The organism is Faecalibacterium sp. 7, from assembly GCF_049562865.1.
Taxonomy (GTDB): Bacteria; Bacillota; Clostridia; order Oscillospirales; family Ruminococcaceae; genus Faecalibacterium; species Faecalibacterium wellingii.
In genome coordinates, this window is the sequence record NZ_CP186911.1 from 3,059,735 (window position 1) to 3,079,119 (window position 19,385).

The following is a 19,385-nucleotide window of genomic DNA, read 5'->3' on the forward strand; positions in this document are numbered from 1 at the left end:
GAGGGACGAACGATGAAAAAAACTTCCAACCGACTGCACTCCCTCTTTGCGGCGCTGGCAGCACTGATTCTTGCGGCGGCGCTGGCTGTTCCGGCTTTTGCGGTAGAGGGCGGCTTTGCCGACCTGTACTACCGCATGTTCGACGACGCTGAGGTGCTGACCGAGGACGAGGACAACGAGCTGGAGGACGCACTGGAAGAACTGAGCCTGCGCCAGAGCTTCGATGTGACCATTGCCACCATCGAGTCGATGGAAAGCGTTGGTGCCGACAGCATGGAGCAGTTTGCCGATGATCTGTATGACTACTGCCAGTACGGCTACGGCCCCGATATGGACGGCGTGCTGCTGCTGGTGAGCGTAGGCGACCGCAAGTGGCACATCTCCACCTGCGGCTACGGCATCACCGCCTTTACGGACGCCGGCATCCAGTACCTTGGCCAGCAGATGACCCCCTTCATGGCCGATGGAGATTACGCCGGTGCATTCCGCACCTTTGTCCAGTGGTCGGATACCTACATTGACGCTGCCCGGGCAGGCCACCCCTATGACGTGAATAACCTGCCCCGGGAGCCGCTGTCTCTCATGTACCTGTTCCTTGCGCTGGGCATCGGCCTTGTGCTGGCGTGGGTCGTCGTCCATGTGATGAAAAGCCAGCTGCGCAGCGTGGCGTTCCAGGAGAATGCCGCCAGCTATGTGCGGGAGGGCAGCATGAAGCTGACCAACCAGCGGGATCTGTTCCTGTACCGTGACGTGCACCGCACCGAGCGGCCGAAGGAGTCCAGCTCCAGCGATTCCGGCGGCAACTCCACCCACACCTCTTCCAGCGGCACCACCCACGGCGGTGGAGGCGGCTCGTTCTGAAAGGAGTATGTTTATGAACCCTTATCTTTCGGAAAAAGCCCGCGGTGAGATTCCTCGTGTCCTCAAATGGCTGCGGAACGCAGGGCTTGCCTTCTGCGTGTTCTGCTCGGTCGGCGGGCTGTATACCCTCTGCCTGGACCTGCAGGTCAAGGACACCTCCCACGTTGTCGGGTATGTGTTCTGGATCGTGGTGGGCGCAGTGCCCCTTGTTCTGTTCGCACGCAACGAAAAACGCCGCTACCATGCAAGAACCATCGCCCGCAGGGTGGAGAGCTACTCCGGGCCGGAGGTGCCCCTGCGGTGGCTGTGCAACAGCGTTGGCATGGACACAAAGGACCTTGCATGGTATTTTGAAAACGGTTATTTTGTAAACCTCAGTCTGGATCTGAACCAGAAGATCGTTCGCAGGCGGACTGTGCCCCGCCATGACCCGAACCGGGGCTGAACCCTTTACAGCTGAAACAGAAAGGAGTATTTTCATGGGACTTTTTGATAAGATGAAGCAGGCCGCTTCCGCCGCCGGTGGAAACCAGACCGTCACCTTTACCTTTCAGGAACTGCCGGAAAGCCTTGCCCAGATGCAGGCGCTGCCGGAAGCAAGCCTTGACACCCCCTTCAAGACTGCGGCCCTCACCGTCTGTGCGCTGTGCGCCTACGGTGCCGACAAGAACATCGGAAAGGAGATGCTCAACTGGCTGCGCGGACCCCGTCCGCTGAACGGGCAGGATATCTCCTTTTTGAACGACCGCTTCCGGGACGGCAAAAGCTACATCCCCTTCTCCTACTTTGTGGGTGCATCGCCGGAAAACGGCTATACCCCCCGCCAGCCCTTCACACTGCTGGTGGGCAGCAATCACACCTCCAACGTGGAGGAGGGCTATTGCAAGCTGTTCATTCCCTGCGGCGGTGCCGATGATCCCCGCCCCATCAAGCTGCGCCGCAAGGGCAACGGACAGTGGTTTCTGTGGGAGCAGTACCTGATGACCGGCATCCGCGTCCCCACGTCTGCCGACCCGTGGGCGTAAGATGAAGGGCCTGACCATGAAGCTGTTTGCCGCCCTGCTGGCGCTGACCCTGAGCCTTGCGGGCTGCGGGCCGGTGGACGGCGACCCCATCCGCTCCGGCGCGGCAGCTTCGGACAGCGCTCCCCGGCCGGACGCTGTGACCGTGGCGCAGCTGCGGCAGCAGGCCGAACAGAACGGCAGCCTTGCCGCAGTGCTGTATCTGGGCAGCGTCCCGGAGCGCACCGCCGATGTGGACGCTGCGCTGGACAGCCTGCAGGAACAGCCGTGGCAGTTTGTTGCGGACATCCCGGCAGACCACCGGGTCACAGCACCGGGCGGCGGGCGGGAGCTGTACTGCATCTTTGCTGTGCGCAGGCAGGATACGCTTTTTGTCTACGAAAAGCAGGACCCCCAGTACCCGCACCAGACAGGCAGAGAGCTTTATTGCAAGCAGGATGGCCAGCCCATTCTGCTGCTGTGCAACGGCACCCCTGACACCCCCGACACCACGGCGGTGGTCTACTGCACCACCGGCCGCGCGCTGGACTGGTCGCCCCGGCTTTCTGCCGGGACCGACAGCCCGGAGCCGGTAGAGGGCGTAGACGATTTTTCCCAACACCCAACGCCCGGCGCTGCCCCCTGAGGTGCGCCCCGGCAGGGCATGAGAAAGGAGAACTTATGAAAAACCTGAAGCTTCTGGCCGCCCTGCTGGCGCTGGCCATCGGTCTGGCAGGCTGCGGCAGCGGCAGCAGCGGCAGCAGCACCCCCAGTTCCAAGCCCGAAAAAATGCTGGACGGAGACAACATGATCGCATCACCCTCCGCCAAACAGGAGTACACCGAGCCGGAGGACGTGACCTACATGCGCCTGCTGGCCGGGGAGGACGAATACCGCGCCTGTGTGCTGTATCTGGGCGGCTCCTATGAGATCACCACCGATGTGCAGAAGGTGCTGGACAGCCAGACCGACCTGCGGGAGCTGTGGGGCTTCGTCTACGACATCCCGCAGGATCACTGGGTAATCTCCCCGGACGGCGGGTGCGATTTGTACTGCATCTTCCCGCAGGACCCGGATGTCACCCTGTTCGTCTACGAGACGAGCCTGACAGACGATGCCGAAAACCCGCTCCAGCGCGGCAAACAGCTTTATTACAGTGAGGACGGCCAGCCCATCCTGCTGCTGTGCAACATCAGCGATATCGCCCCCAACACCGAGGTGGAGCTGTACCCCAGCACCGGCGAAGAGCTGGTATTCAGCCCCTTCCTTTCCGGCGAGAACGGCCATGTGGTGGAAGCCGAGGGCGTGTGCGACTTTACCATCTATCCGGAGGGGGACGACTGGGAAACCATCACCAGTCCGTGGTCGCTGGAAGGCAACTGGCTGGAGATCGCCCGCGACACCGACGAGGGCTATTCTGAGACCGACCCGGCAGACGCCGACCAGATGTGCTTTTTGCCCACAGACGCCGAGACCGAGGGCGACCAGCTGCCCTTCACCGCCAGCTACATCACCCCCTATCCGGAGCTGAACGTGGAGGAAGCGGACCTGTTCTACCACGAAGGCACCCCGGAGGTGCCCTTCCAGACCAATCAGGAGTGGTACGCTACCTTTACCGGGGAGGACGGCTCCCGCTACGCTGTCACGCTGGAGGACGAGGACACCCTTGCCCTGAAGTTCTATCTGGACAGCGAAGAGAGCTACATGAGCCTTGTCAGTACTGTCTACTTTGCGCGGCAGGAGGCTATGGGCTGACCGCCGCCGACCCACACCGGGAGGAATGCACCATGAAACACACCAAAAAGATCACCATCCTCCACTCCAATGATCTGCACGGAGATTTTCTGGCAGAGCAGGTGGACGAAAATCTGGTGGGCGGCGTCTCCATGCTGTCCGGCTACATCGAAAAGGTGCGAGCCGAAGAGCCCAACACCATCTACGCCATTGCGGGCGACATGTTCCGCGGCTCGGTCATCGATTCGGAGTACAAGGGCCTTTCCACCATTGAGATCATGAACGCCCTTGCCCCGGACATCGTCACCATCGGCAACCACGAGGTGGACTACGGCATCGCGCATCTGCTGTTCATCGAAAAATGCGCACGCTTTCCCATCATCAACGCAAACCTCTACATCAAGAACACCCCCACACGGCTGTTCACCCCCTACAAGATCCTGCGGGTGGACGGCATGAACATCCTCTTCATCGGCATCATCACCCAGGACGTCATCAACCAGACCAAGTCCGAGTCGCTGGTGGGGTCCTTTGTGGACACCGCTGCTGCCGCTGCCGAGGTGGGCAAGATCTGCAACGCCCACAACAGCATCGACATCGACTTTACCGTGCTGCTGACCCACATCGGCTTTGAGGAGGACCGCCATCTGGCCCGTCAGCTGGACCCGGCGTGGGGGGTGGACCTGATCATTGGCGGCCACAGCCACACCTATCTGGAACATGCCGTGGAGGAAAACGGCGTGGTCATTGCGCAGGCGGGCACCGGCACCGACCAGATCGGACGCTTTGACATCATCGTGGACACCGACAACAACTGCATCGATTCCTACACATGGCACACAGTGCCCATCTGCGCCGAGACCTGCCCCCGCAACCCCGCTATGGAGCAGGTGCTGCACCGCTTTACCAGTCAGGTGGACGAGAAATACAGCCACATCGTAGGGCGCTTCCGCCGGGAGCTGACCCACCCGGAGCGCACCCGGGAGACCGAGCTGGGCAACCTGTTTGCGGACATCTTCACCCGCAGCCTTGGCATCGATATCATGCTCATCGGCTCCGGCAGCATCCGGGCCGAGAAGCTTGGCCCCATCGTCACCTACGGCGACCTCATCGAGGGCTTCCCCTACGACGACGGGGTGTATATGTTCAAGGTGACCGGACAGCAGCTGCGGCAGATGCTGCGCTACATGCTGCGGGAGGAAGCCTACGCCGGGCATACCGAGTTCTACCAGCTGCCCTCCACCCTGCGGCTGCGCTACGACCGCGCCAAGGGCGACTTTGACTACTTTACCTACTGCGGCAAGGAGGTGGGCAAGGAGATCGGCGACGATGCCCTGTTCACCGTGGGGCTGCAGAACTACCACTTCAAAAACATCGAGAGCTTTTTCAACATCTCCTACGATACCATCTGCAAGCTCCAGAAGCCCCGCAGCGTGGCCACCTCCTGTCAGGATATCCTGATGGAATACTTCCGGGAGCACGAGATGCTGGACGCGGCGGTGGACGGCAGAATGACCATTCTGGCCCCGGACGGCACTGCCCGGTGAAAGCACAAGCATAAAAAGCATCCGCAGCGCTCTGCACATGGGCCAAGACAGCCCGTCAGTGCCGCTGCGGATGCTTTTTTGTCGGCTGCAGTTCCTCTGCGAACCGGCCCCCTGACGCAGGCTGGGCAGAACGTTTTTATCATTCCACTGAAATTGCACAAGAGAATATAGAAAGAGGTTTCCTTATGAACAAACCGCTTTCCTGCCGCTATAACATGGACACCAACCGGGTGGAAGCCCGGTTCGAGGGTGGCACTCCCCTTTCCATTGACTGCATCGCCGTGGAGGACGAATACGGCAACACCCCCGACACAGCGGGCAGAACTGGACTGGCTGCTCTATAATAAGCCCTTGGAGTATGCACAGCTTGTGCTGGGTGGGAAGATTGGACATTATCTCTTGCTTGGTTGCGACCACGGCAGACTGGAAGAGCAATAACATAACAAACACAGCCCCGCTTTGGCGAAGGAGATGCCAAAGCGGGGCTGTATTCAATGAAGGAGAAATGAAGGGAATATCAGGTTACAGATTCAGTTCAAACTGTTCCACCGTAACAGTTGCTTTGTCATCGGCGGCAAAGGTGATGCCATCGGCAGACTGGGGGGTGTAGATCCATGCGGTCATGGTCTGCTCGCCATCGTTGGCGAAAACTTCGATGCTGTTTTTGTCCAGCAGGATACGGAGCTTGAGCGCACCGTTCTGGCTGCGTACCTTGCAGCTGCGGCGGTGTACAATGTCGGCACGGGAACCGGCATAGCTGCGATCCAGCGTCAGCTCGGAAGTGTAGGGGTCGTAGGTCAGACTGGTGTGGTGGTCTGCATCGGCAGCCAGCTTCAGGGTGAAGGAACGGTATTCGCCGGGCTGCACCGTAACGGTCAGGTCGGCTACACGGCCCTTGATGCCTTCCAGAGAAGTTTCGCCTTGCACCGTCACATTTTCGTAAAAGGTTCGCTTGCCGTGGACGGCATCCAGCTCCCGCACCGGGGTCTGAACAATGCGTCCGTCCTTGATGTGCAGCTCGCGGGGGCAGATGGTCTGCCCGAACCACTTGCAGCCCTGAGGCTTATCCTCGGTGTCCGACCATGTCTGCAGCCATGCGGTCATGATGCGGCGGCCATCCGGGGCAAGGGTGGTCTGGGTGGCGTAGAAGTCGATTCCGCCGTCCATCAGCTGCACGTTTTCCTTGGTGAAGGTGTGGGTGGCTTGGTCGTAGCTGCCGATGAAGGCAATCACGTTGTGGCCGTTGTGGAACTCGCCCTTGGGCAGCATCTCCATGGGGCCGAGCATCAAGATCTGCTTGCCGTCCAGCGGAAAGAAGTCCGGGCACTCCCACATTTTGCCGTACTGATTGTTGCAGCGTTCCAGCACCGTGACAAAGTGCCAGTCGAAGCCGTCCTTGCTCTGGAACAGTGCCGCTGCGCCGCTGCCGTCCTCGGCCAGGCAGACGGTGACGGCAGAGTAGGTGCCGTCGGCCTCACGCCAGATCTTGGGGTCCCGGAAGTCGAACTTGCTGAAGCCTTCCGGCAGGTCTTTCTGGGTCAGCACCGGGTTGCAGGCAGGCTTTTCGTAGTTCAGTCCGTCACCGATGGCGATGCTCTGGGTCTGGATATCCCGCATCTCCCCATTGGGCTGCTTTTCTGCGATCACGCTGGTGTACATCAGCAGCTGCTTGCCGTCATCCATCTCGGTGGCAGAACCGGAGAAGCAGCCGGGGCCGTTGTCCGCCGGGGAATCCGGGGCCAGTGCACAGGGCAGATACTCCCAGTGCAGCAGGTCTGAGCTGACGGCGTGACCCCAGTGCATGGGCGCCCACCGCACATCGTAGGGGTTATACTGATAGAACTGGTGATACTTCCCTTTATAATAAGAGAAACCGTTTGGGTCGTTCAGCCAGCCCACATAGGGGGTCATGTGGTAAGCAGGGCGTTCTTCCGGGGAAATGTCAGCGCCGTGCTCGGCCTCGTAAGCACGGGCTTTTTGTAAAGTCAAATCGTTCATGGAATCCTCCAAAGGAAAGAATTCTTATGCGTAGTAAGCATCCAGATATTTCTGCATAATGCCCAGATAGTCGGACAGGCCGTAGTCTTCCAGCTTGCTCAGATATTCGTTCCACTCTGCATCCTTAGTGCCGTTCATGATCCAGTTGGCCTTCTGCGTATTCATGTAGGTCTGCAGATCTGCCTGCAGGTTAGAGACCTGCTCGGTGTCCTCGCTGCTCATAAAGACATTGGGATAGACATAATCGTTGTTCATATCCGGGGTGTAGATCTCCTTGATCCAGTCCAGACGATACTGTGCATCGTCCGGGCAGGTAACGTATACACCATAGTAATCATCCAGAACCGCCAGAGGTCCACTGACACACTGCGCTTCACGGACTTCCACGGGAGAAGCATCACCCAGAGGAGCGTGCTTCAGCATGGGCTCGCCCTTATCGTTGGTGGACAGTTCAAAGATGTTAAAGCCTTCCGCATCGCCGTAAGTACCCCAGTTGTTCTGCGGAGACTGGAGGGGTGCGTACATCTGATCCAGCCATGCGCAAACCAGTGCAGGATTAGTCGCCTTTGCGGTGACAACGCATCTGCCGCGGGCAAAGCCGCTGGTGAAAGAACCGTTCTGCGGAGTGATATTCCGGGTATCGGCGGTCAGGGCAGGCAGCGGCTCCCAGTCGGTCAGGTTGTCAATGTTGGCAACATCCCAGCTGAAGCAGACACCATAGCGGCCAGCCTTGCCCTTGGAAACATAGGTGGACCACTCCTGCGTGAAGCACTCCGGGTCGATGAGCTTCTCCGCATACAGCTTGTGCAGCCAGTCCAGACCATCACGGTAGCCCTGCTGGGTGGCGGCACAGATAACTTTCCGGTCGTTGGTAACGGCGATATGACGGTCTTTGTCTGCATCGCCGTAGCCTTCGCCAAAGCCATTGATGAGGATGCTGGGGTCCTGATCGCCGTTGTTGACGATGCAGGACATGGGGATGATGTCGCCGTCAATGCCATACTCTGCCTTGATAGAAGCGGCGTTATCACGGAATGCAATCAGCACCTGCTCAAACTCGTCCACCGTGGTGGGCATCGACAGACCGAGGAAGTTCAGCCACTTGGTATTGATGAAGCTCATGTTGCCAATGGTCTGGATGGCGGTCTTTTCTGAGCCGAGCTGCTCGATCCAGGGCAGTGCCCAGATGTGGCCATCGCTGTCGGTGCACATGGTGCGGTACTCCGGGTACTGCTCAAAGACCTTCTGGAGATAAGGCATATTGTTGTCAATGTAGTCTTCCAGATTGAGGATGACACCCTGATCTGCGTAGCGCAGCAGATTGCTGTCGGTAAAATCAGCAGTAAAAACAAAATCCGTCAGGGTGTTGGGGTTGGACATATTCAGGGTGATCTTATCGCTCCACTGGTCGGACTGGATGGCGGTCCAGTCGATGTGCACATTGGTCTGCTCTTCCAGACGCTTGAAGATGGTGCGGTTGTTCGGCTCGGGTTCGCTGCCCACAGGGAAGCTGGTCATACCGGTAAAGGTGACCTTTTCGGACAGCGGAAATGTAACGGCACCGGTCACGTCCACAGCTGCGGCAGCAGAATCGCCGCTGCCGATGGATTTGCCGCCACAGGCAGACAGAGCAGCGGCAGAGCCCGCCAGAGCGCAGACCTTGAGGAAGTTGCGGCGAGAGATCAGCTTTTTCATGGTATTTTCTCCTTTTTCATGTTTCTTTTTTCGTGTAACAGATGAGCGTACCTGCTTATAAAATTCCGGAATATCCTCAGCCTTTAATGGAACCAGCCATGATGCCGGCATCAAAATACTTCTGGAAGAAGGGATACATCACCAGCAGCGGCAGACTGGAAATAATAATGGTTGCATATTTGAGCAGCTCTGCCATCTTGGCACGTTCGGCAGTGCTCTGGATATCGGCGATCATGCCGGATTCCGGCTGGCTCTGGATCAGGATGGAACGCAGCACCAGCTGCAGCGGCTGCTTCGATGCGCTGTTCAGGTAGATCATGGCGTCAAAGTAGCTGTTCCACATGGCCACGAACTGCCACAGGGCCAGAACTGCCACCACCGGCATACAGACGGGCAGCAGGATCTTGAAGAAGTAAAGCATCTCGCTGGCTCCATCCACATCCGCAGCTTCGCGCAGCTCACGCGGGACGCCTTGATAATAGGTACGGGCAATGATCATGTTCCACACGCTGAATGCTCCCGGCAGAATGACCGCCCACATGGAATCCAGCAGACCCAGATTGTTGATGAGCAGGTAGGTGGGGATCAGACCGCCGCTGAAAAACATCGTGATCACAAACAAGGTGTTGAAGATCTTTTTGCCTTTGAAGTCCGGCAGCGACATGGGATAAGCGGCAAGCATCGTCACAGCTACCGAGATGATGGTGAAGATGATCGAGTAAAGCACCGCGTTCCTGAAGCCGACCCAGATCTGCTTGTCCGAAACGACACGCTGGTAAGCATCCAGACTCCACTTGCTGAAATCAAAGGAGATGCCCTTGTTTTGCAGCGTGACCGGGTCCATAAAGGACGCGATGACGATGTAGATCATCGGAACGATAATTGCCAGCAGGAACAAGCCCAGAAGTGCGTAGCCGCAGTACAGGATGATCTTATCTTGTCTGGTGTAGAGGGCCATTTTTGATTTTTTCTGTTTTGCCATGGTAAACCCCTCCTTACAAGCCCTTGCCATCGTTCATTTTGGCAACGATCTTGTTCACTGCGATCAGCAGGATGACGTTGACAACGGTGTTGAACAGACCGACTGCCGTGGAAAAGCTGTAATCGCCGTCCAACAGGCCCTTTTTATAAACGTACGTTGCAATGATCTCGGCAGTGTTCAGGTTCAGGTCAGTTTGCAGGGCATAGGCTTTTTCAAAACCGATGCTCATGATGTTGCCTGCCTGCAGGATGAACTGAATAACGACCATATCCTTAATGGCGGGCCACTCCACCGTCATGATCTGCTGGATCAGGTTTGCGCCGTCGATCATCGCAGCTTCCTTCAGATCTTTGCTGGCGTTAGAAAGGGATGCGGTGTACATGATGGATGCCCAGCCGGCACCCTGCCAGATACCGCTGATAATGTAGATGGGGCGGAATGCTTCCGGCAGCGTCATGAAGTTGATGCTGGTGTGAAGCAGGCCGTTCACCGGACCGGTGACACTCAGCAGCACCCGGACGATACCGCACAGCACGATGACCGAGATGAAGTTGGGCATATACAGCACCAGCTGCACCTTCTGCTTGATCTTCTTGCTCTCGATACGGTTGAGCAGGAATGCCAGCAGGATGGGGATCGGGAAGCCCCACAGCAGACCGTAGACGCTCAGCTTCAGGGTGTTGATCAGATAACGCTGGAAGTCCGGCGAGGACATGAAGCGGGTAAAGTTTTTGAAGCCTACCCACTCGCTGCCCCAGATGCCCTTGAAGGGATTGTACTTCTGGAACGCGATCAGCACACCGCCCATAGGAGCGTACTTGAACACCAGCGTCAGCGCCACGGCAGGCAGCAGGAACAACAGGTAAAGCTGCCAATGCCGTTTGATGTAGACCCATGTGTTGTGCAGCTTGCGTTCTGCTGTCAGCACAGCCGTTTCCGGCGAGGCCGTCTTTGCTTTCATGAATCATTCTCCTCCTTTTTGATTTGCTTGCCGTTTGATTTGTGTTTTTACATTTGCACCTTTGAATTTTACGTTTTCATCGCTTCGATTGTGCAAATGTAAAACTCTGTAATTCATTTATACCACTTAAGAAAGCGAATGTCAACGATAATTCATGGTATACATCAAAAATTATTGTGGATTTGTACAGATGCACAAATTCAAAAGTGCGCAAATATGCAAAATGATGATTTGCATTTTTGCATTTGACTAATTTGTGCATTTGCACTATACTGGAGTCGCAAAGAATAAGATCCGTCACCAGACTTTATCTATAAAAGAAAAAGCACCCGCTCCTATTTATAAAGAAAGAGGATGACTTATGGCAACCAAGGTCACCATTCAGGATATTGCAAACGAACTGCAGCTTTCCCGCAACACAGTTTCAAAGGCCATCAACAACACCGGTGTGCTGGCAGATGCCACACGGGAGAAGATCCTGCGCAAAGCCGCCGAAATGGGCTATAAGCAGTTCGCCTATCTGCCGCTGTTTCAGGAAGACGCTGCAAAAACAGCAGGGCATTCCATTCTGCCAAGTGACAAACGGGAGATCGCCATGCTGACGACCCAGTTTCTGAGCAGCTCTCACTTTTCCTCCATGATGCTGGATCGTTTCCAGTCGGAAATCGACCATCTGCACAGCGGCATGACCATTCATCGCATTTCTCCCATAGAGATGAAAGAGAAAAAACTTCCCTCTTCTCTCAACATCCAGTGCACAGCCGGCATCATCTGCATTGAAGTATTCGACTATGACTACGCACAGATGCTGTGCGATCTGGATGTCCCGCTGCTGTTTGTAGACACCCCTGTGATGGATATGCGTCCGCCCCTTAAAGCCGACCGCCTTTATATGGAAAACCGCATTGAGGTCCAGAATGCAGTGGCCCACATGGTCCAGCGCGGCAAAAAACGCATCAGCTTTGCGGGGGATAAAAACCACTGTCAGTCCTTCTTTGAGCGTTATATGGCTTATAAGGATGCAGTGGAGTACTTTGGTCTGACAGAAGGCCTGAGCACCTGTGCGATGCCATCTGGACAGCAGAACTATCCGGTACCCCTGTACGAAACCATACGTCGGTTCAAAACGATGCCGGATGCCTTTGTCTGCGCCAATGACTTTGTTGCCATGGATCTGGTCAAGGCATTGAATGAGCTGGGGTATTCGGTTCCCGATGATATCTGGGTCTGCGGCTTCGATGACAGTCAGGAGGCTTCCTACTTTGCCCCCCATCTGACTTCGATCCATATTCATGGACAGATCATGGGCTACACCGCTGCCAATCTGCTTATGACCCGCATCGAAGAGCCATCGCTGAACTATCGCACCGTCTATACGGAAACCAACCTGATCCTGCGCGAATCCACAGGAGATTGAGCGAAAGGAGACCCCCCATGCGTGACCTGTGCAATACGGACAAACCGCTGTTTGCTGTGCTGACGAAATTGACTTACAGTGCTTACCTGAACATCTTATGGCTCGTGTGCAGCCTGCCCATCGTTACCATAGGAGCTTCTACGACCGCATTGTTCTACGTCACGCTCAAAATGGCGGAAGATCGGGACGATGGTCTGACCCGGATGTTTTTTAAGGCGTTCCGGGAAAATTTTAAGCCTGCCACAAAACTCTGGCTTATCCTGCTGGCAGTCGGCAGTTTCCTGGCTGCGGATGGCTTTGTGCTGCGCCGAATGTGGAGCGAAAACATTTTCTGGACGCTGCTCACTGCAGTGCTTATTGGTGCGGCAATTCTGTACAGCATCGTTCTGCTGTATGCCTTTCCTCTGCTGGCACGGTTTGAAAACACCACCTTCGGCATCCTGAAAACAGCGTTTCTCGTGGGTGTCCGGTATCTGTTTTGCACCCTGCTGATGGCGGCGATCTATGGCATCATGGGGTACGTCATAGTGTTTGTGTTCACGCCTGCATTCCTGCTGGGCATGGGCCTGTGCGCCATGCTCTGCTCCTTTCTGATGCTTCGGATCCTCTATCTGATCGGTGGAGACCCTGATGCAGTACACGAGGAATACGACCATGACAAAAACTGACCGGGATACGCTCCGCTCCCTCCATGGGCGCAAAAAGTGGGAGCACATCTGGGCATATTACAAGCTGCCCATTGTGATCGTGCTCATCGTCGTCTATATCCTCGGGTATGCAGCCTACCGTCATGTGACGAAAAAAGAGGATGTGCTTTACCTTGGTCTGGTAAATATCACTGCCGGGTCCGATCTGACGGAACAGCTTACCACCGGCTTTGCCGAGGCGCAGGGTCTGACCAAAAAGCAACAGGTCGATCTGCTGTCCGGCTTGCTGCTCAGCGAAAGCGAACATGCAGAGGAGCAGTATGTATATGCTTCGGAGATGAAGCTGCTGGGTGCAGTCAGTGCCCAGCGGTTAGATGTTGTTCTGATGGACGAATATGCACGGGATCGACTGTTGACAGATGATTATTTTCTCGATCTGCGGACACTGGATGCGTCTTTCCATGAACTGTCGGGTCTGAACGCCGGTGGGACCGTGCTGGATATTTCGGACACGCCGTTTGTCAGGCAGGCAGGTTTTTCTGGCAAGGTCTATCTTGGGGTAGTGCAGAATGCACCGCACCCGGAGCGTGCAGCCGCTTACATTCATTATCTGTTCCAGCGGTGACCGTTGGGTTTTAGCTTATAGGATAAAAATAAGGAGAAAACGCATGGACATTTTAACGATTGGTGAAGTTTTGATCGACCTGACCCAGACCGGCAAGGATGCGCGCGGCATTCCTCAGTTTGCCGCAAACCCCGGCGGTGCCCCGGCAAATCTGGCGGTGGCAGCTGCCCGGCTGGGTGCACAGACCGCCTTTATCGGCAAGGTGGGTGCAGATGCTTTTGGCCGCTACCTGAAAGAGGTTCTGGCAGAAAACAAAGTGGATGTTTCCGGCATGGCGGTGGATGCAGACCATCCCACCACCATGGCGGTGGTCTCGGTGGATGCCACCGGCGAGCGGGATTTCAGCTTCTACCGCAGCGCTAACGCCGATGTGATGCTGTGCAAAGAGGACATTTCGGAGGGCGCTCTGAAAGCTGCCAAAATCGTGCACTTCGGCTCTGTCAGCCTGACCGCTGACCCCTCCCGTACCGCTACGCTGGATGCCGCCGCCCGCGCCAAAAAGCTGGGTGCTACCATCACCTACGACCCCAATTACCGTGCCAACCTCTGGAAGAACAAAGAGGATGCTGTCGCACAGATGAAAGCACCCCTGCCGCTGGTGGATATTCTGAAGGTCTCCGATGAAGAACTGCCTCTGCTCACCGGCACCACCGACTGTGAAAGCGGCACAGCACAGCTTGCCCAGAACGGCATCCGGCTGATTTTCGTCACGCTGGGCCCGGATGGCGTTTTCTACCGCTTTGGGGACAAGACCGGCCATGTGGCAGGCGTTCCCTGCAAGGTGGGCGACACCAACGGCGCAGGCGATACCTTCTTTGGGGCTGCCCTGTCTAAGCTCTGCAAGGAGGAGCTGGACACCCTGACCGTGGACAAGCTGGAAGGCATTCTGGCCTTTGCCAACAAAGCGGCCAGCATCACCACCAGCCGGCATGGTGCTATCCCTGCCATGCCCACCCTTGCAGAAGTGGAGGGCTGAATCATGGCAGCAAAACAGGAATTTGAGTCCCGATTCGCCAAGCACAAGGACGAACTGGAATGGCTGTTCATGGAACTGTACCACAACCGGGAAGGGCTGGAAGTTCTGGAGCGGGAGATGGCAGAAGCCTACAACGCCCGCAGCGCCGAGCTGAAAGCGCTGGACAAGGCACGCTCTGCCGACCCGGAGTGGTACAAGCGGGGCAATATGTTCGGTATGACCATGTACACCGACCTCTTTGCCGGAAATCTGAAAGAGCTGGCAAAGAAGCTGCCCTACCTCAAGGAGCAGAAGCTGACCTATCTGCACCTGATGCCCCTGCTGCAGATGCCCCATCCCCACAACGACGGCGGCTATGCGGTGGAGGATTTTGACACCGTAGACCCGGCCCTTGGCACTAACAAGGATCTGGAAAACCTGACCCGGGAGCTGCGGAAAGCCGGCATCAGCCTGTGTCTGGATTTTGTCATGAACCACACCGCCAGCACCCACCGCTGGGCCATGGCGGCAAAGGCGGGCGACCCGTGGTTTCAGGCCTATTACCACCTCTACGAGGACCGCACCATCCCCGACCAGTACGAGCAGACCGTTCCGCAGGTGTTCCCCAACACCGCGCCCGGCAACTTTACATGGTGTGAGGAGATGCACAAGTGGGTGCTGACCACCTTCCACGACTACCAGTGGGATCTGAACTACGCAAACCCGGCAGTGTTCGTGGACATGACCAAGAGCATCCTGCATCTGGCAAATCTGGGCGTAGAGGTGTTCCGCATTGATGCAGTGCCTTATATCTGGAAGCAGCTGGGCACCACCTGCCGCAATCTGCCGCAGGTGCACACCATCGTGCGGATGCTCCGCATGGTATTGGAGTGCGTCTGCCCGGCGGTCATCCTCAAAGGCGAGGTGGTCATGGCTCCCAAGGAGCTTGCCGCCTATTTCGGCACCCCGGAAAAACCGGAATGCCATATGCTCTACAACGTGTCCACCATGGTCAACCTGTGGGGCGCCCTTGCCAGCCGGGACACCCGGCTGCTGAAAGCCCAGCTGGATGCCCTCCACGCCCTGCCGGACAACTGCTGGTTCGTGAACTATCTGCGCTGCCACGATGACATCGGCTGGGGTCTGGACGAGGCGGTGGAGAAACGACTGGGCATCGACCCGCAGAAGCACAAGGAATACCTGTACCACTTCTACGAGGGCAATTTCCCCGGCAGCTGGGCAAAGGGTGAGCTGTACAACTACGACCCTGCCACCGGCGATGCCCGGAGCTGCGGCACCACCGCCAGCCTGTGTGGCGTGGAGCAGGCACTGGAAAAGGACGATAAAACCGCACTGGACTACGCGGTGAAGCGCGACCTGCTGCTGCACACTGCCATGGCGTTCTTGCAGGGCTTTCCCATGCTGAACTGCGGCGATGAGATCGCACAACTCAATGGCTGGGACTACAAAAACGACCCCGACCGTGTGGAGGACAGCCGTAACCTGCACCGCAGCAAATTCAACTGGGAGAACGCAAAGCAGCGCACCCGGAAGGGCACGCTGCAAAACCAGTTGTGGCAGGGCATGGAGCAGCTGCGCCAAATGCGGGCAGACCCCTGCTTTGCCCCGGATGCGTGGGTGACCACATGGGACAGCCACAACCCCGGCGTGCTGGCGCTGGTGCGCAAGCGCGGCGAGGAAACGCTGGTGGGACTGTTCAACTTTACCGAGTACCCGGCAGGGGCAAGTCTGGATGCGCTGGGCGGCAAGTATAAGACCGCCGATGGCAAGCCGGTCTGGCTGGCGGATGTGGAGCTGGAGCCGTATCAGGCACTGCTGGTAAAAAACAAATAAGCAAAACGATCCCACCTGGCTCTCTCTTTTTACCAAAGTTTCCCTCGTTGTTTCTTGCACCCTGCCGAAAGTGACGTGTTCTCAAAAGTTCGCGTTTGCGCAGCGTAGCGGAGCAATGAAAGCCACAGTGGGGCTTTTAAGCGACAGAACGGTCTTGCGCAGCAAGATGGAGGGGCCTCGCCCCGACAAGTTCACGTTGACACGGCTCGATTTTTGTGGCAATCTATGCTTGTAATCGCATAGTGTCCTTAGTATTTTTCCAATATCTTTTCTTAGCTTTCCGTATATCACTTTCCTGCGATATTTCGGTACTAGCACTATGTGATATTTGCAATTCAAGCTCGTATGTGATAAACTTTTCTCGTCCATATGGATGAACCTCCTTTTGCTTTAGTATGCGGTTGGCGTTACCCGCTTCTAATTATAGCAAAAGGAGGTTCTTTTTCTACCGTTTCAACGCTACGGCTCTTTTCTTCCACAAGCATAGCTTGTGGTTTTCTATATGAAGAAAGAACGCCAAATCTTACGATTTGGCGTTCAAAATTTGGTGCACCTCGCGCACTCATATCCGAACTTTTCTCCGCTTTCACGGCTTCCCCGAAAGCGACCGTTTCTGTACCTTCCTTATAGTTAAAGGTAATAAGTACCTTATCATCATAGAGATAGATGGCATTGATGAAAGTATCCACCAGTGCCTGCCGCTGCTCCGGCTGGGTCATATCCAGCTTGCGGAAGCGAAGCAGCCAAAACCGGACGAACTCCTCTTTCATCTTCGGCTTGGCCAGCCGTTCCTCTGCAATGCGGGCTTGCAGTTCTTTTCGCTGATCTTCCAGAGCTTCCAGCCGCTCCTTTGTGGAGCTGGTCAGGATGCCCATCTGGATGGCGTTCAGCATATTGGTGATGCCAAGTTCCGTTTCTTTCAACTGCTTTTCATAGATGGGCAAATCCGTGCTTTCCTGATTTTGCAATTCCATGACTTTGGCAATGATGGCATTCATGGAAGCGTCATCTTCCACCAGCTTCATGGTCTCGTTGACCACCAAATCTTCCAGCCACTGTTTCCGCACGGCCTTTTTATCACAGGTCTTTTTCTTCTTGGCAGCAGCACACTTGTAATAGGTGTACATAATGCTTGACCACCGTGAAGCCGTTCTTTTCCGCATAGGCGGTGCATTCCCGGATCTGACCTTCAATGGATTCTTCGCGCTGACTATCAGTAGAATAGCGGGCATAGATTGCGGCGGTCATGGCAGGCACCTCCCATTTATACATCATTGAACGGTGGAGCGTTCTTTCAAAGCAGTGTTTCGTATAATGTATATACCACAGTTTTTAACTGAATGCTAGACTTTTTCCCAAATAAAAGCTGCTCTCATTCTCAGATCGTCCAGTTCTGGCTTGCCGACTGCAGATTCACCATGTGGGTGTACAGTCCCTTCCGGGCGTACAGCTCTGCCGGGCTGCCCTGCTCGGCCACGATGCCACCCGACAGCACCACCACCTGATCCGCACCGGCTACGGTGCGCATCCGGTGGGCGATGATGAGGACGGTCTTGTTTTTTATGAGCCGGGATAGTGCCTCCTGAATGGCAGTTTCGTTTTCCACATCCAAGCTGGCGGTGGCCTCGTCCAGCAGGATGATAGGCGCATCCTTCAGAAAAGCACGGGCGATGGAAATGCGCTGACGCTCACCGCCGGAAAGAGCGCAGCCATTCTCGCCGATATTGGTGTTCCACTTGTCCGGCAGCTTCTCGGCAAATTCCTCGCAGTTTGCCAGCTTTGCCGCCGTAAGGACCTCCTCGTCGGTGGCACCTTTGCGCCCCAGACGGATGTTTTCGAGGATCGTGTTGTCAAACAGGGTCACATCCTGAAAGACGATGGAATACAGGCTCATGAGTTTTTCCGGGTCGATTCGGGAGACATCCATGCCGCCCACGGTGATACTGCCCTTCTGGTAATCCCAGAACCGTGCTGCCAGCCGGGAAACAGTGGTCTTGCCGCTGCCGGAGGGGCCCACCAGCGCCGTAACCTCCCCCTGCTTTGCGGTAAAGGAGACATCCCGCAGCACCGCTTCACCGGAGTCATAGGCAAAGCCCACATGGTCGAACACGATATCGCAGCCCTGATTGGTCAGCTGCTCGCTGCCGGTCTGCAGGGGAGCGTCCAGAATCTCATTCATCCGCCCCACATTGGTACGCATGGCGATGACCGCCGCCAGATTCTGCAAAGCCCCCTGCATGGGGTCGTACATCCGGGATGCCGCCATCAGGAACAGAAACAGGGTCAGTACGTCGATGCTGCCCTGCACCAGCAGCACCGAACCGGTGAGCGCCACCGATGCAATGCCCAGCTTGAGCACCATGCCGGCGGAGGACACAAACAGCGCTGTTTCCAGCTCTGCCACAATAGACTGCTTTTCCACTGCCCGAATTTTGCCGGAAAGGCCGGACAGATACTGCTGCTCCGCATTGCTGGCTTTCAGGTCCCGGAGAGTCTCGATGTACTCCTGAATACCGTCCGCACAGGCCATTTTCGCCGCCATGGTCCTGGCCTGCACCTTATCCTGTACCCGATAGCTGCCCACCACGATGGCAGCGGATACCGGAATGACCCACAGAGCCGCCAGTGCCATCCGCCACTCAAAGGCGAACAGGCTCAGGGCAATGAGCACCGTGGAAATGAGGGAGCCGAACAGACCGGGGATGAAGTGGGAGCAGTCCTTTTCCAGTACCTCGCAGTCCGCCATGATGGTGCTTGTCAGGTCGGCAAGGTCTCGCTTGCCGAAAAAGGACAGAGGCAGCTTCCGCAGCCGCTCTGCAAGGGTCAGGCGGCGGGTGCCGCTCTCTTTATAGGTGGTAAAATAGGTGCCGTTGTACTGGAACCATGTGGTCAGTAAAATCAGTGCAAAGCAGGCAACGCATCCCAGCAGATAAAAGGTACTTCTCTCACTCGTAGAGCCTGCCAGCAGGTCTTTTACCAGAAGATACAGCAGCCCGGTGGGCAGCATGAACGCCATGTTCTGGAACGCACAGGCTAGAACGCCCTTTACAAGCCCCTTTGCGCCCTCCGGGGAGCTGGCTGTGGCGTGTTGAATTTTTTCGATCATTC

The 19,385-nt window shown here is 56.4% G+C and carries 17 protein-coding genes and 3 pseudogenes; 12 read left to right on the forward strand and 8 right to left on the reverse strand.

The features are described 5' to 3' along the window. Window positions 1-12: 12 nt before the first annotated feature. The 7 genes and pseudogenes from ACKXF7_RS15300 (at window position 13) to ACKXF7_RS15330 (ending at window position 5,581) form a co-directional block, all read left to right on the forward strand. Complete coding sequence (locus ACKXF7_RS15300) at window positions 13-861, forward strand: TPM domain-containing protein (RefSeq protein ID WP_423741780.1); 849 nt, start codon at window positions 13-15, stop codon at window positions 859-861. Window positions 862-874: 13 nt separating this feature from the next. Then, window positions 875-1,306 (forward strand): hypothetical protein, encoded by a 432-nt coding sequence (locus ACKXF7_RS15305; protein WP_423741781.1) that lies wholly within the window; start codon window positions 875-877, stop codon window positions 1,304-1,306. Window positions 1,307-1,340: 34 nt separating this feature from the next. Next, on the forward strand, window positions 1,341-1,886 hold the full coding sequence (locus ACKXF7_RS15310; protein WP_338428635.1) for a DUF6935 domain-containing protein: 546 nt from the start codon (window positions 1,341-1,343) through the stop codon (window positions 1,884-1,886). Between the two features lie 16 nt (window positions 1,887-1,902). Continuing rightward, on the forward strand, window positions 1,903-2,508 hold the full coding sequence (locus tag ACKXF7_RS15315; RefSeq protein ID WP_423741782.1) for a gamma-glutamyltranspeptidase: 606 nt from the start codon (window positions 1,903-1,905) through the stop codon (window positions 2,506-2,508). A gap of 35 nt (window positions 2,509-2,543) precedes the next feature. Then, a complete protein-coding gene (locus tag ACKXF7_RS15320; protein ID WP_423741783.1) occupies window positions 2,544-3,617 on the forward strand; it encodes a hypothetical protein in 1,074 nt (357 codons plus the stop codon). Between the two features lie 32 nt (window positions 3,618-3,649). Beyond that, entirely contained in the window at window positions 3,650-5,143 is a 1,494-nt protein-coding gene (locus ACKXF7_RS15325; protein WP_423741784.1) for a bifunctional metallophosphatase/5'-nucleotidase, read from the forward strand. A 185-nt stretch (window positions 5,144-5,328) separates the two neighbouring features. Next, a pseudogene (locus tag ACKXF7_RS15330) lies at window positions 5,329-5,581 on the forward strand (DUF6061 family protein). Between the two features lie 84 nt (window positions 5,582-5,665). Here ACKXF7_RS15330 and ACKXF7_RS15335 read toward each other — a convergent pair. The 4 genes from ACKXF7_RS15335 to ACKXF7_RS15350 form a co-directional block, all read right to left on the reverse strand. Beyond that, window positions 5,666-7,141, reverse strand: coding sequence for a glycoside hydrolase family 32 protein (locus tag ACKXF7_RS15335; RefSeq protein WP_423741785.1), 1,476 nt, complete (start codon window positions 7,139-7,141; stop codon window positions 5,666-5,668). Window positions 7,142-7,165: 24 nt separating this feature from the next. Beyond that, complete coding sequence (locus ACKXF7_RS15340) at window positions 7,166-8,836, reverse strand: extracellular solute-binding protein (RefSeq protein WP_423741786.1); 1,671 nt, start codon at window positions 8,834-8,836, stop codon at window positions 7,166-7,168. 76 nt (window positions 8,837-8,912) lie between these two features. Then, the gene (locus ACKXF7_RS15345) at window positions 8,913-9,848 is read right to left on the reverse strand and encodes a carbohydrate ABC transporter permease (protein WP_005945023.1); all 936 of its coding nucleotides are present in this window, start codon (window positions 9,846-9,848) and stop codon (window positions 8,913-8,915) included. Next, entirely contained in the window at window positions 9,832-10,779 is a 948-nt protein-coding gene (locus tag ACKXF7_RS15350) for an ABC transporter permease (RefSeq protein ID WP_005945026.1), read from the reverse strand. The genes ACKXF7_RS15345 and ACKXF7_RS15350 overlap by 17 nt, the downstream gene beginning before the upstream one ends. A 361-nt stretch (window positions 10,780-11,140) precedes the next feature. Here ACKXF7_RS15350 and ACKXF7_RS15355 point away from each other — a divergent pair, with 361 nt between their 5' ends. Genes ACKXF7_RS15355 through ACKXF7_RS15375 form a run of 5 tightly spaced genes read left to right on the forward strand, consistent with a single transcriptional unit; the run spans window position 11,141 to window position 16,277 of the window. Next, window positions 11,141-12,196, forward strand: coding sequence for a LacI family DNA-binding transcriptional regulator (locus tag ACKXF7_RS15355; protein WP_423741787.1), 1,056 nt, complete (start codon window positions 11,141-11,143; stop codon window positions 12,194-12,196). Between the two features lie 17 nt (window positions 12,197-12,213). Continuing rightward, window positions 12,214-12,864, forward strand: coding sequence for a YesL family protein (locus ACKXF7_RS15360; RefSeq protein ID WP_423741788.1), 651 nt, complete (start codon window positions 12,214-12,216; stop codon window positions 12,862-12,864). Next, complete coding sequence (locus tag ACKXF7_RS15365; protein ID WP_423741789.1) at window positions 12,851-13,468, forward strand: hypothetical protein; 618 nt, start codon at window positions 12,851-12,853, stop codon at window positions 13,466-13,468. The genes ACKXF7_RS15360 and ACKXF7_RS15365 overlap by 14 nt, the downstream gene beginning before the upstream one ends. Window positions 13,469-13,511: 43 nt before the next feature. Next, window positions 13,512-14,444: a carbohydrate kinase family protein gene (locus tag ACKXF7_RS15370; RefSeq protein ID WP_423741790.1), complete on the forward strand. Its 933-nt coding sequence runs from the start codon at window positions 13,512-13,514 to the stop codon at window positions 14,442-14,444. Window positions 14,445-14,447: 3 nt separating this feature from the next. Then, window positions 14,448-16,277 (forward strand): amylosucrase, encoded by a 1,830-nt coding sequence (locus ACKXF7_RS15375; protein ID WP_423741791.1) that lies wholly within the window; start codon window positions 14,448-14,450, stop codon window positions 16,275-16,277. Window positions 16,278-16,505: 228 nt separating this feature from the next. Here the strand turns inward: ACKXF7_RS15375 and ACKXF7_RS15380 are convergent. The 4 genes and pseudogenes from ACKXF7_RS15380 to ACKXF7_RS15395 form a co-directional block, all read right to left on the reverse strand. Next, window positions 16,506-16,646, reverse strand: a pseudogene (locus ACKXF7_RS15380) (transposase); the annotation flags it as partial. Between the two features lie 38 nt (window positions 16,647-16,684). Beyond that, window positions 16,685-17,404, reverse strand: a pseudogene (locus tag ACKXF7_RS15385) (hypothetical protein); the annotation flags it as partial. After that, window positions 17,355-17,552, reverse strand: a complete 198-nt coding sequence (locus ACKXF7_RS15390; protein ID WP_423741792.1) for a recombinase family protein — start codon at window positions 17,550-17,552, stop codon at window positions 17,355-17,357. The pseudogene ACKXF7_RS15385 and the gene ACKXF7_RS15390, both read right to left, overlap by 50 nt. A gap of 103 nt (window positions 17,553-17,655) precedes the next feature. Beyond that, window positions 17,656-19,383 carry an ABC transporter ATP-binding protein gene (locus ACKXF7_RS15395; RefSeq protein WP_423741793.1) on the reverse strand — a complete coding sequence of 576 codons (1,728 nt, stop codon included), beginning with the start codon at window positions 19,381-19,383 and terminating at the stop codon, window positions 17,656-17,658. Between the last annotated feature and the right edge of the window lie 2 nt (window positions 19,384-19,385).

What these genes read in the sequence shown, in the direction of transcription:
- ACKXF7_RS15300 (WP_423741780.1), top strand. Translation starts at nt 13, where the DNA reads ATGAAAAAAACTTCCAACCGACTGCACTCCCTCTTTGCGGCGCTGGCA.
- ACKXF7_RS15305 (WP_423741781.1), top strand. Translation starts at nt 875, where the DNA reads ATGAACCCTTATCTTTCGGAAAAAGCCCGCGGTGAGATTCCTCGTGTC.
- ACKXF7_RS15310 (WP_338428635.1), top strand. Translation starts at nt 1,341, where the DNA reads ATGGGACTTTTTGATAAGATGAAGCAGGCCGCTTCCGCCGCCGGTGGA.
- ACKXF7_RS15315 (WP_423741782.1), top strand. Translation starts at nt 1,903, where the DNA reads ATGAAGCTGTTTGCCGCCCTGCTGGCGCTGACCCTGAGCCTTGCGGGC.
- ACKXF7_RS15320 (WP_423741783.1), top strand. Translation starts at nt 2,544, where the DNA reads ATGAAAAACCTGAAGCTTCTGGCCGCCCTGCTGGCGCTGGCCATCGGT.
- ACKXF7_RS15325 (WP_423741784.1), top strand. Translation starts at nt 3,650, where the DNA reads ATGAAACACACCAAAAAGATCACCATCCTCCACTCCAATGATCTGCAC.
- ACKXF7_RS15335 (WP_423741785.1), bottom strand. Translation starts at nt 7,141, where the DNA reads ATGAACGATTTGACTTTACAAAAAGCCCGTGCTTACGAGGCCGAGCAC.
- ACKXF7_RS15340 (WP_423741786.1), bottom strand. Translation starts at nt 8,836, where the DNA reads ATGAAAAAGCTGATCTCTCGCCGCAACTTCCTCAAGGTCTGCGCTCTG.
- ACKXF7_RS15345 (WP_005945023.1), bottom strand. Translation starts at nt 9,848, where the DNA reads ATGGCAAGGGCTTGTAAGGAGGGGTTTACCATGGCAAAACAGAAAAAA.
- ACKXF7_RS15350 (WP_005945026.1), bottom strand. Translation starts at nt 10,779, where the DNA reads ATGAAAGCAAAGACGGCCTCGCCGGAAACGGCTGTGCTGACAGCAGAA.
- ACKXF7_RS15355 (WP_423741787.1), top strand. Translation starts at nt 11,141, where the DNA reads ATGGCAACCAAGGTCACCATTCAGGATATTGCAAACGAACTGCAGCTT.
- ACKXF7_RS15360 (WP_423741788.1), top strand. Translation starts at nt 12,214, where the DNA reads ATGCGTGACCTGTGCAATACGGACAAACCGCTGTTTGCTGTGCTGACG.
- ACKXF7_RS15365 (WP_423741789.1), top strand. Translation starts at nt 12,851, where the DNA reads ATGACAAAAACTGACCGGGATACGCTCCGCTCCCTCCATGGGCGCAAA.
- ACKXF7_RS15370 (WP_423741790.1), top strand. Translation starts at nt 13,512, where the DNA reads ATGGACATTTTAACGATTGGTGAAGTTTTGATCGACCTGACCCAGACC.
- ACKXF7_RS15375 (WP_423741791.1), top strand. Translation starts at nt 14,448, where the DNA reads ATGGCAGCAAAACAGGAATTTGAGTCCCGATTCGCCAAGCACAAGGAC.
- ACKXF7_RS15390 (WP_423741792.1), bottom strand. Translation starts at nt 17,552, where the DNA reads ATGATGTATAAATGGGAGGTGCCTGCCATGACCGCCGCAATCTATGCC.
- ACKXF7_RS15395 (WP_423741793.1), bottom strand. Translation starts at nt 19,383, where the DNA reads ATGATCGAAAAAATTCAACACGCCACAGCCAGCTCCCCGGAGGGCGCA.